The 11,873-nt window shown below is 36.2% G+C and carries 10 protein-coding genes; 5 read left to right on the forward strand and 5 right to left on the reverse strand.

All coding sequences use genetic code 11. From position 1 onward, the window contains the following. Positions 1–95 precede the first annotated feature (95 nt). Positions 96–1,328, forward strand: coding sequence for an ATP-binding protein (locus tag FSZ17_RS06385; RefSeq protein ID WP_057774988.1), 1,233 nt, complete (start codon positions 96–98; stop codon positions 1,326–1,328). A gap of 81 nt (positions 1,329–1,409) precedes the next feature. Here FSZ17_RS06385 and FSZ17_RS06390 read toward each other — a convergent pair whose 3' ends face one another. Then, complete coding sequence (locus tag FSZ17_RS06390; RefSeq protein ID WP_057774986.1) at positions 1,410–2,306, reverse strand: PucR family transcriptional regulator; 897 nt, start codon at positions 2,304–2,306, stop codon at positions 1,410–1,412. 537 nt (positions 2,307–2,843) lie between these two features. Here FSZ17_RS06390 and FSZ17_RS06395 point away from each other — a divergent pair. Further along, positions 2,844–3,407 carry a hypothetical protein gene (locus FSZ17_RS06395; RefSeq protein WP_057774984.1) on the forward strand — a complete coding sequence of 188 codons (564 nt, stop codon included), beginning with the start codon at positions 2,844–2,846 and terminating at the stop codon, positions 3,405–3,407. A gap of 136 nt (positions 3,408–3,543) precedes the next feature. On the opposite strand, the gene FSZ17_RS06400 is transcribed toward FSZ17_RS06395, so the two are convergent. After that, positions 3,544–3,918 carry a DoxX family protein gene (locus FSZ17_RS06400; protein ID WP_322107609.1) on the reverse strand — a complete coding sequence of 125 codons (375 nt, stop codon included), beginning with the start codon at positions 3,916–3,918 and terminating at the stop codon, positions 3,544–3,546. Between the two features lie 137 nt (positions 3,919–4,055). On the opposite strand from FSZ17_RS06400, the gene hemG reads away from it, so the two are divergent. After that, a complete protein-coding gene (gene hemG, locus FSZ17_RS06405) occupies positions 4,056–5,441 on the forward strand; it encodes a protoporphyrinogen oxidase (protein WP_057774978.1) in 1,386 nt (461 codons plus the stop codon). Between the two features lie 388 nt (positions 5,442–5,829). Continuing rightward, entirely contained in the window at positions 5,830–6,687 is an 858-nt protein-coding gene (locus FSZ17_RS06410) for an AraC family transcriptional regulator (protein WP_057774975.1), read from the forward strand. A 161-nt stretch (positions 6,688–6,848) separates the two neighbouring features. On the opposite strand, the gene FSZ17_RS06415 is transcribed toward FSZ17_RS06410, so the two are convergent. Then, positions 6,849–7,157: a hypothetical protein gene (locus FSZ17_RS06415; RefSeq protein ID WP_057774972.1), complete on the reverse strand. Its 309-nt coding sequence runs from the start codon at positions 7,155–7,157 to the stop codon at positions 6,849–6,851. A gap of 605 nt (positions 7,158–7,762) precedes the next feature. On the opposite strand from FSZ17_RS06415, the gene brnQ reads away from it, so the two are divergent. Then, entirely contained in the window at positions 7,763–9,109 is a 1,347-nt protein-coding gene (gene brnQ, locus FSZ17_RS06420) for a branched-chain amino acid transport system II carrier protein (RefSeq protein ID WP_082625341.1), read from the forward strand. A 405-nt stretch (positions 9,110–9,514) separates the two neighbouring features. On the opposite strand, the gene FSZ17_RS06425 is transcribed toward brnQ, so the two are convergent. Continuing rightward, positions 9,515–10,411, reverse strand: coding sequence for an NAD-dependent epimerase/dehydratase family protein (locus FSZ17_RS06425; RefSeq protein WP_057774968.1), 897 nt, complete (start codon positions 10,409–10,411; stop codon positions 9,515–9,517). Positions 10,412–10,453: 42 nt separating this feature from the next. Continuing rightward, positions 10,454–11,701 (reverse strand): CynX/NimT family MFS transporter, encoded by a 1,248-nt coding sequence (locus FSZ17_RS06430; RefSeq protein WP_228460294.1) that lies wholly within the window; start codon positions 11,699–11,701, stop codon positions 10,454–10,456. Positions 11,702–11,873 lie beyond the last annotated feature (172 nt).

Here is an 11,873-nt window from a genome sequence, read left to right on the forward strand (position 1 = left end):
TAAAAAAGTGTAAATTTGCAGATTTTCGGGACTGAAGGTATATTATAATAATGATAGTGATTAGTATGAAATTTTATAAGTTATGAGGAATCGCAATGGGAAAGAAAAACATTAACTTTTTATTAATTCATGAAGAAAAACGAGCACTTAAAATTTATATTACCTCTTTTTATATTACCTATGTCCTGTCTGATTTCATATACTATTTCTTTTATCCAAAATATATTCTCAAAACAGCCATAGGATATCCAAATGCAATTGGATATTGGGGGTATTTGATCTTTATTGGACTAATCCCTATTGCTTATTTTTTGGCTAAAATAGATAAACTAAGTGCCATAAAATATATGTATTTATTAAGCTATATTATATTTTCAATTATAAGCGATGCCGTACTGTTTGCAGATAATCCAAGCAGCTTCAATAGTGGAAACGCAGTAGAATTGATTCTTGTATTATTTTCTCCCATTTTTATCAATAAGCAATTCTATTGGGTAGTTACTTTAGGTTCTATACTTAGATACTTATTAGTCGGAATTATGATAAAGTCAGGGGTAGTGCTCATTCCAATTGTTTTGATTATTATTCTGTCTGCGATCTCCTACATTTTGTTAAGACGTTTCTCTTCTTATATTCATGCACTGCACAATTCGCATGAAGACCTAAGGCAAATGGAGAAGCTTGCCTATATTGGGCAGATTGCGGCTACAATTAGTCACGAAATAAAAAATCCGTTAGCTTCGTTAAAAGGTTTTACTCAACTGCAACGTGAAAAACATCCAAGTGACCAACACTATTACTTAATTATGGAGCAAGAAATTGTTCGAATAAATTCAATCGTCAATGATCTTCTCATACTTGGAAAGCCAAAATCTACTCATTTCGAAAAGCATAATGTCAGGGATATTCTCACTTATGTTCTTTCCATTACTCAGCTGCTTGCCTTAAAGAAGAAAATAAAGTTATCTTCAGAAATGGAAGAGGATTTGCCATTAATAGAGTGTGATGAGAATCAATTAAAACAAGTATTTATTAATCTAATAAAAAATGGCATTGACTCTATGCAGGATGGCGGTAATTTAAGAATCCTTTCCAAATTTTGTTCTAATAATCAGGTTTCAATAAGCTTCAGTGATCAAGGTTGTGGGATTGATCAGTCTGATTTAGATAATCTTTTTAAACCCTTTTATACGACAAAAGAAGATGGAACAGGCCTAGGCCTTATTGTGACAAAAAAGATCATTGAAGATCATCAAGGCTTCATAAATGTTGAGAGCGAATTGAATATAGGGACAAGAATTGATATTATTTTGCCAATTTCTCAATAAAAAAAAGCAGAGAGCTTCGTGTGCTACACGGGACTCACTGCTTTTTTCTTTGTTAAGTTTTTTTAGGCGATCTTCCAGAATTCACTGATTATGTAGAAGACAAGCGAGATAAACCGTTATGGAACTATTGAAATCTTTTAAGTTTATACCTGTTTTTTGCATAAATTTATCTAATCTATACTGTAATGTATTACGGTGAACATATAGCTGTTTTGCGGTTAATGTGGCATTAGAGTTATTTTCCAAAAAGCGTTTAACGGCTGTCAATAATTCGGGTTCATCAGCCATGATTTGGAGCAATTGCGAACTCATCCATTCCTGCATATGTTTTGGCAGCTGAGCTGATAGCAAATAGGGGAAGCATTTTTCAAAAGTATATACGCGATCGGATGGCATGAGCTGAATAGCTTCTTCAAAGAAATGCTGCTCCTCTGTAAAAAGTATTGGTGATTTTATTGATAAGGCCTGTACCTTTCCACAGTAAAAAAAGGCTTTAAGAAAAAAATCACTTTCCAGTGTTTGAGAAAGGGATCGTAGTAACTCCACATTGATGGATTGATCAGGATTTCGCTCTATTATGACTCCACTCGCTTGATCTTTCCATAGTACGATAGAATTGTCTTGGAAAAAGCCATACATAGCTTCTTCGATATCATGTTGTTCCCATTCCGATCCGTATAGATGGAATTGAATAAAGCGATAATATGATTCTTGGTCAGCTTCTGGAATCATTCCATTTGAAAAGAGGAAGTCATGCCACTTTTTTTCTAGAGTGTTAGTGCTTTTCGTATTGAATTCATAATGAAAAAGCGTTTTCAGTAGTGCAAGTTCTTGATTATGTATGGATTCTAATGGAATCCCTAACCAACGAGAGCTATTTTCGTCTTTAAACCAATGGTGATTAGAATAGAAGCTAGAGTTTGGCTTCTCTGACAATAGTAAAGAATTTTTATAATAGCTGTGTAACTTATCTAACATCTACGATCTCTCCAATGAAAGTTCTAACTTCCTATATATCTTTCATCTTACTATAATTATCGTAATTGACAAAAAGTTTCCTAGTTAAAAACAAAATGAAAGTTTTACCTCTTGAATAATTATTGATTTGGATCACGGTTTTGATTTTCTAAATAGCGGATTTTGTTCATACCTTATGGAATCATATTACAACAAATATAATATTCATAAGTATAGGAGCTAAACAGAATTGTTTGTTTTATCGCAGATTAACGGGCAGTAAGACCCCCACTACAAGGTTGCGAGAGAATCAAGAAACCTAAGTGGGGGGGCAACTGCTCGTAAAGGCCCGACGACGGACAGGATGTCCAAGTCAGGCGAAAGCCACAGGACGTGGCATTTTGAGCGTGATTGGTTCAACTAACCATCAGTGGGGGATGAACGCAGACTAAAGACACGACGTCCTGTCGTACCGTCTGCACTAGCACATCCTGTGCTTCGGAAAACCCCCACTGATGGAAGTTTAGCTTTATTAATATTAAGAAAAGAGGTGACAGAATGAAAAAGGTCATTTCTATCCTCTTATTCATTTCCATTGGTCTTTTCCTTTCAACGACTTTCCCAACTGATGTAAATGCATGCTCTTGTGCTGAGCGGCCAAGTGTAGAGTCTGAATTCCAACGGTCACAGGCGGTATTCAGCGGTAAAGTTGTAGATGTTATGGAAAAGCGCAGCATAAAAGGATTTATGTCAAAGAGTGTTCTTTTTGAAGTATCGGAAACATGGAAAGGTGTTAAGCAATCACAAGTTATTATTGCTACTGGTCAAGGTGGAGGAGATTGTGGGATTGACTTTAAAGTAGGGAATGATTATTTGGTGTATGCGCATGAATCCGATATGTACGGTGCAAAATCCCTTATATCTATCATCTGTGATCGAACAAGTGAGCTCAGTACTTCTCAGGAGGATTTGGAATTTTTAGGAGAAGGAAAGCCCCCAACTGAAACGGTTGATTTAACAGACAAACAGGAAAGCAGTCATCAATATATTTGGATTGCAGCGATTTTAGTAATAGCTATTGTTTTTATTGCTGTTTTTAAGATAATGAGAAAAAATAAATAATCCTATGAATGCAAGAGTGATATTTTTCTAGTAGGCAAAAAGAAAGAAATATTACAAAGCCTGCGCGAGAATTGTCCTTTCCTGCAGGCCATTTTTTGTTTACATAAGACACTCCGTATAACTCTGCTCCATCATTCTATTTCCTCGAAGGCTGCCTATATAAAATAAAAAGCAAAATTAGCATAACGATGTCCAATCTTGCATTAGCTGCAAATTGTATAAAGCCAGATGATATCGTTGGAATTTTTGTTAATATAATCGCAAAGATCATAATACCAATTAACGGGATCGTTGCATTGCTTACACTTCTATTCAATAATATGAAGACACCGCAAATAAACTCAGTTATGGCAACGATATACATAACAATAATCGGGTAAGGCAGTCCAAGATTAACGAAGTAAGCCCCCATTTCAGGATTCATCATTTTCATCATACTAGATACGATGAATACATAAGCCACTGCATATCTAATAAGATTAATAGATGTTATTGAAGTCTTAATGAAAATCCCCTCCTTCTAATTAATACTATATGCACCCTTAGGGACAAACAGTCACAAATTGTTAAAGGATGAACATGTGGTATAAAAGGAATTATGGTACACTTTTAATAATTGAAAATGGTATATAAACAGAGGTGTACATCATGAAAACAGTCCTAGTCATTGGCGGAGGGATTACTGGATTATCCGCCATGTTCGAATTACATAAATGGAAAAAAGCGAATCATTCAGATGTAAGACTTGTTCTTGCAGAAGCCTCCTCCGAGCTTGGCGGGAAGATTCGTACTGTGAAGGATAGCGTTTTTGTCATGGAAGCGGGAGCAGATTCCATTGTCGCTCGGAAAGCAAATACAATGTCATTTATCGAGGATCTCAATCTGGAAAGTGACGTTGTTTATAATGCATCAGGCCGATCCTTTATCTATACGGATGGCGAATTAAAGCCGATTCCTGCCGATGCCGTATTCGGAATTCCTACAAGTGTAGAGTCTTTGGCAAAAAGCACACTTGTTTCTGCAGAAGGTAAGGTAGAGGCATTAAAGGACTTTTATACAAAAAATGAATCATTCACAAAAAACGATTCAATTGGTGAATTTCTAGAGCATTTTCTCGGAAAAGAATTGGTTGAAAAACAAATTGCCCCTGTACTCTCAGGTGTGTATTCAGGAAAGTTAAGTGATCTAACCGTTGCTTCTACACTCCCGTATGTGCTTGATTATAAAGAAGAATATGGCAGCATTATTAGAGGGTTTGAAGCTAATAAGGAAAAATTCCAAGGCGGAGGCGAAAAGAAGTTCCTCTCATTTAAAAATGGATTAGGAAAGCTCATTGATGCTTACGAAGAAAAGCTTGAGGATGTTGAAATATTAAAAAATACGAAAGTAAGTAAAATTGAAAGAAGCGACAAATGTTATCAATTTACTTTTAGCAATATGGAAACTATTGAGGCGGATTATGTGGTGCTGAGTATTCCTCATTCAGAGGCGAAAAAGCTTTTTACAAACCACGAGGTTATAAAAGAATTTTCCCAATTAAAAACGAGTTCTCTTATTAGTGTGTATGTAGGCTTTGATGTGCCTGACAGCATTCTTCCTACTGATGGAACAGGTTTTATCACAGCTGGCACGAGTGAATTATCTTGTAATGCATGCACTTGGACAAGCAGAAAATGGGAGCATACATCTGAAACGAGAAACTTGCTCGTAAGGCTGTTTTATAAAAGCAGTCATCCGGCATATGCGGCTTTAAAAGATATGAACGAAGAAGAAATCCTTCAGGTAGCACTCGGTGATATAAAGAAAAGTCTGGGTATTGCCGCTGATCCTATTGCAATGGAAATAACAAAATGGTCTGAGAGTATGCCAAATTATTTAATCTCCCATCCACAAACGGTGACCGAGCTCGAGAGCAAACTAGCAGTCTCCTTTCCAGGGATCTTGCTTGCTGGGTGCTCGTATTATGGAGTAGGCATCCCGGATTGTATCGAAAATGGAGCAGCAGTTGCAGAAAAAATCATTAAATACCTTTAGAAAACAGGACAGCTGATATTGTAGCTGTCCTGTTTTTAGCTAGGGCTTTGATTTTTCCCTTCGTTTCTGAAAGATTCCCTCTAACTAGTGTCTAAGAGATAGAAGAACAGGTGATTATCGTGCCCAAAGATGTTCATTTAACCAATTAGCGGTAACGAAAAAGTAATAATCGTGCCCGATATCGTTCTTTTTCCAAATACACGGTAATGATCGGGATTTTATCATCAGCAAAAATAAGTAATAGTTCAGATCAAAAAGGATATTTATTGACTTGAAAAGAATTAATATAGAGGAAATTGAGACTTTTGAGAATACTGTCCAAACAAAGCATAAATTGACAGGATAATATTTCAGCCCCCTGGTAGGATTAAATCAAGGAGTGAGCAATATGGCTTGGGTGGAATCGATTCAAAGGGCAATAGATTATATGGAAGATCATTTGCTTGAAGAAATTTCAATTGAAAGTATTGCAAGCGAAGCGAATGCGTCGGCGTTTCACTTTCAGCGTACCTTTACAATTTTAACCGATATGTCGATTGGTGAGTATATGCGCAGGCGCCGCCTGACCTTAGCTGCACAAGAATTATCAAGAACAAACTGTAAAATCATTGATTTAGCCTATAAGTATGGCTATGACACTCCCGAGGCTTTCACAAAAGCTTTTCGCAGGCAGCATGGGGTTACACCAAGTGATGCAAGGAAGTACATGGGAAAGCTGAAATTTTATGAACGCCTAATCATACAGGTAATTCTGAAAGGAGCAGAACCAATGAAATACAATGTGTTAGAAAGAGAAAGCTTTCAAGTAGTAGGGATTAAAAAAGAATTTTCGCTAGTGAATAATGAGAATTTTATAGGTATTCCTAAGATGTGGGATCAGGTCAATTCAGACGGAACATGTGATAAGCTAGCACGCATAACCAATGGTCAAATTAAAGGTGTTCTTGGTGTTTGTGCAGTTGGAACGAATCCAGGAAAAGCAATCGATTATTGGGTTGCTGCAGAATATAATGGGGAAGTACCTGAAGGATTCTCAACATTGGAAATTCCAGCAGCCAAATGGGTTGTGTTTGAAGTGAATGGACCAATGCCAGATGCTATGCAGAATAAGTGGAAGCAAATTTTCTCCGAATGGTTTCCGACGAGCGGCTATAAGCATGCAGGAATACCAGAGCTTGAAGTGTATTCAGATGATGACGTGAATAAGGATGATTACTATTCTGAGATTTGGATTCCAGTAAAATAATACTCAAATGGTAAAATATGATGTGGGGCTGTTTCATCGTTGAAATATCAACCATGAAACAGCCCCTTTTGTTGAAGATCAAGATAACTATTATGATTGCTGCCTTTAGCTTGTATGCCTTGCTATTATTGGCTGAAAATGAAAAATGATTGTTTTTCTATTTATTCTGGCATATTATAACGCGGGAAAAAGTGATACACCATGAATGCGCCGAATAATATGAACATGATCGGGCCAAAAATCGCATCTTCTGTAAAACCGGCGATTCCAAAACTAATACAAATAAGACCAAACCAGGATGCCAGCGAACTGACAGTATAGGAATATACGGCGCCAATAAACGTCAGTGTCCGCCCTAAGAATTGTCCTGATCTAGGCTCTTTTGCTATATGTATGATACTTAAAACAACGCTCCATAATAATAGTGCTGGGATTCCCCATAAAAGAATCAATCCAAATAACTCTACCATTTTCCACCCTCATTATCCTTAATCCTTTTTTTCCTTAAAGATTACATTTTAATTATTCTCTTTTCCGCTCTTTATTTCCTTTTTCAGCAAACCTTCCCCTTACATTCCCTATTGTATTTAATCTCAAAAATACCGTAAATACCCATAAAATTATGGAATAAAGCTAAATCCTATTGAAATATTTTTTGAATGTTTTAAAAAGAAATAGCCAATTAGAAGAAATATTGCAAAAAACACACTGGAAATACTTAATTTTTTTGGTAAAACTCCCTTGTGAAATCCACCCTAACTATAATCACCTAAATTGCGTATGAACCAATTTTATCTTGCAAAATCATAGTTAGAATATTGATACTAACTTTTGATAAATATAAGTGTTTTTGAGTAGGTAAATAGTAGGATTTGGAAATAAACATCATATAGAAGGTGATTATAATATTTTATAAGTATAATGTGTTGTGTTCATTATCCGGATATGTTATTTTATTAAAGCAATATATCAATAAGGTTCGAGAAGGTGCAGAACTTTATAAAAATATATCCAAATAATAATTTTCAGAATAATTGATTATATCAGGGGGATGTAGTAGAAAGGGGTAGTAGATTTGAATCAAAAGATTTCAACGTCTTATATTATTGTTTTAGGGTTAATGTTATTTTCATTATTTTTTGGTGCAGGTAATTTAATATTCCCAATTATGATGGGGCAGGAAGCTGGCATAAATGTATGGGAAGCTACAGCTGGATTTATCATTACTGGTGTAGGATTACCACTATTAACCGTTATTGCTTTAGGTTACTCTGGGAAAAGTGACCTTCAATCGTTAGCAAGTAGAGTTCATCCAATGTTCGGATTAGTATTCTCGATTATTTTATACTTAGCAATTGGTCCATTATTTGCAATACCAAGAGCAGGAACGGTAGCCTTTGAAATTGGTATTCGTCCATTATTACCAGAATCTTGGAGTACGATTGGGCTATTGGTTTTCTCTATCTTTTTCTTCGGAGTTGCAGCGTTCCTTTCACTTAATTCTTCAAAAGTTGTTGATATCGTAGGTAAATATTTAACACCTATTAAAATAAGCTTTTTGTCTCTTTTAGTTCTTGTGGCTATTTTTAACCCACTCGGCGCTTTCCAAGAACCTAGCGAAAAATATACAGAAAATTCATTTTTCGGCGGTTTTTCAGAAGGATATTTAACAATGGATGTTTTATCCGCTTTCGTGTTTGGAATCATTATCATAAATTCCCTTCGCTCTAAAGGTGTGGAATCAGGTAAAGTGATTATGGTATCAACAATGAAGGCGGCTTCAATTGCTGCGGTTCTTTTAACTTTCTTTTATGGATCTTTGGCATTTATCGGGGCAAGTAGTGTTTCGGAATTAGGTATTTTAAATAACGGCGGTGCAGTATTAGCTGGAGTAGCAAATGTCTACTTTGGTTCGTTTGGCGGTGTCATACTTAGCGGTGTCATGACTGTAGCTTGTATGACTACAAGTGTCGGTCTGATCAGCGCTTGTGCTACCTATTTTAATAAAATTTTTCCTAAAATTTCTTATACTAGTTATGTCATCATTTTTGCAGTATTTAGTACTGCGGTTGCAAACTTCGGATTAAGTCATTTGATTACTATTTCAGAACCAGTTTTAACAGCCATTTACCCATTAGCAATTGTATTATTGATATTAACTTTATTCCATAATGCATTTAATGGTAAGAAGGAAGTTTATCAATTAAGTATGTTATTCACATTTATCGTAAGTGTATTTGACGGATTAAAGGCAGCTGGGCTTAGTGTAAAACCAGTTGATCAATTATTTACGTCTATCCTACCGTTATATGAAGTTGGACTAGGCTGGCTATTACCTGCATTTATAGGTGGAGTTCTGGGTATAATTATTGGCAGGTTTAAACTAAGAAGTAAGGAAAAAGAGGAAGAACAATTTATTTAATATCGATTAAAATTAGCCACCAATTATTAAAGAGTTTTCTTTAATAATTGGTGGTTTTTTCATTTAGGAAGGATGGAAAAACTCTAAACTATCTTTTAAATGATCAACCTTTTTTATCGCAGATTAACGGGCTGTAAGACCCCCACTTCAAGAAGTTGAGTTAATAATAAATTTCTAAGTAGGGGATCAACAGCCCGTAAAAGCCCGACGACGGACAGGATGTCCTAGTCAGGCGAAAGCCACAGGACGTGGCGTTTTGAGCGTGATTGGTGAAATAAGAATTTTCTTTGGGCTTCAGCCCTTAGAAAATTCAATCAGGCTCAGCGTGACTAACAATCAGTGGGGGATGAAGGAAAACCCCCACTGATTGAAGTTTCACTTTATAAAACTACACCCATCCTATTTTTAGCGTTCAGTTAATCGCACAGCATAATGATCAATTAAACTATCTAATACTTCATCTAAATTTGAAAAAGAAAAACCTAGTCTCTCAGCTTTGTTCGTGTTTATTGCCCATGAGCCATCCAATGAATAAGGAGAGGCATTCTCTTTTGTTAAAATGTCTGTAATATTTGCCTTTTTACCTGTAAGTGCTTCAATTTTTTCGACGAGCTCTTGCAACGAAATATCCATTTGACAGCCTGGATTAATCGGACCGGTGAAGGTGGAGAAGCCTATTTCGTTTAAAAAGCTAGCAGCTTCGTCTGAAAGGATAAAGCTGTATCTGGCTTCAGGATTTGAAATACCAATCACCTCATGATTGATGATTTTATCAATATGAAATCTTAGTCTATTCGTAAAGTCATCTTCACCGATAACGATTGGAAAACGTATAGCAGCTACTTCTATATCATTCTGGTTAAATAGGACGGCCTCTGCGGCACGTTTCGCTTCCTGATACCCTTTATATCCAACATATTTCTCTCTAGGTTTATATTCAAATAAAAATTGTAAAGGATTAAACTCTTCCTCCGTATGGTTCACACCAAAATCATATACAGCCTGTGTTGAAGTAAATATGTAGCGCTTAACCTTTCCTTTCAATGCATCTAAGACATATTTGGCTTCTAATGGGGATTGACAAGTTTGGTCATAGACAATATCCCATTCTCCTTCAGCAAAAGCCTTTTCAATGGATTCCTTATCTTGCCTTTCAATGAATAAGCGTTTTACCGCTGACCCAAATGGATCAGGTGTTTTTCCTCTTGTCGCAATTGTTACCTCATTTCCGTTTCTTAAAAGCGTAGAAACTAATTTCTTACCGAAAAATTGAGTGCCGCCCAATACTAGTATTCTTTTCAAATAGTTTCCTCTTTTCTAAATGTTTTTGAATAGCTAGCCAAATTACACAATATTCGAAGATACTTCTTTTTTATTGTTATTTTTTTCCTGTAAAACATATTGATCTCTTCCTGCTAAAATTCCAGTTATCGTGTATAAAAATGTTACGACCAAAAGCATCATTAAAGGAAGTGTCCATGTGTGAAAAAGATCAAATAAATATCCCATTATGAAAGGACCAACTGCTGCCAATATGTAGCCAACCGATTGTGCCATCCCGGATAGATTTGCAACTTGCTCCGCATTTGCAGCACGCAGACCAATGAGCGTTAATCCATGACTGATTGCAGCTCCAAGTGCCATGCCAATTAAAATAATGCAAATCATAGTCAACATTTTATTTTGACTAATCAGCAAGCCCAATAATCCTATAAAATTTACGAGCCCAATTCCAAGGGCAATTCCTTTTTGATTAGGAAGGCGATCTGCAAGAACGGGAATGAATAAATTTGCAGGAAGACCAGAAAACTGAAGTATGGTTACCATCCATCCTGCAATTGCAATGTCAAAGCCTTGGTTTTGGAGAATTTCAGGAAGCCAAGAGGTTACGCTGAAATAGACCAGTGATTGCAAACCCATAAACAATGTAACTTGCCACGCAATGCTTGATCCCCAAATAGAAGCTCCAGCTTGCTTCATCTTTGACTGAACAGGGGAAGAACTATGTCCTTTGATTTGCGGTATCCAAAAACAAATGGCGATAATGATAATAAGAATCCATATGCCAAGTGACATACGCCAGCCAAATCCTAATGATTCTGATAGCGGTATGCTAAGTCCAGGTGCTAAACCTGCACAAATCCCCATTGATAAAGTATAAATTCCCGTAAGAAGCCCAACTTTATTTGGATAAGATTGTTTAACAATCCCTGGGAGTAAGACATTGCAAATGGCTATTCCAAATCCAATAAAAATAGTGCCGGAAAAAAGCAGTGGAATCATATCTGTAGAACGAATAATGATTCCCGCTCCAAGAATACATAACCCAATGAAGACGCTAAATTCAATCCCGAATTTTCGGGCAATTTTCGGGACAAAAGGAGAAAGGAGGCCAAAAGCAATGAGCGGGAGTGTAGTAAGCAATCCTGCCACCCCGTTCGATATACCTGTATCAGCTCGAATCTCACTTATTAATGGGCCGACGGATGTAATGGCGGGTCTTAAGGTGAAGGCAACAAATATAATTCCGAGCATTAAGAGTGCACTTTTCGAGTGTTTTCCCCTAGGCTCCATTAATGGATTGCTGTTCATTCAAAAATCCCTCATTTATAAATTTTTCGGTATTCGAATTATTATAATGAAGATTCCGAATTTTGTATATAGAAAAACAGGGGAGGCGAAAAATGAGGGTATATTTAAGCTGTTTTCGTAAAAAATATTGCTTTTTCCTATGTTTAAACTTCTTTAAGCTTCATACACTGAT

This window comes from Cytobacillus dafuensis (assembly GCF_007995155.1).
GTDB classification, from domain to species: domain Bacteria; phylum Bacillota; class Bacilli; order Bacillales; family Cytobacillaceae; genus Cytobacillus; species Cytobacillus dafuensis.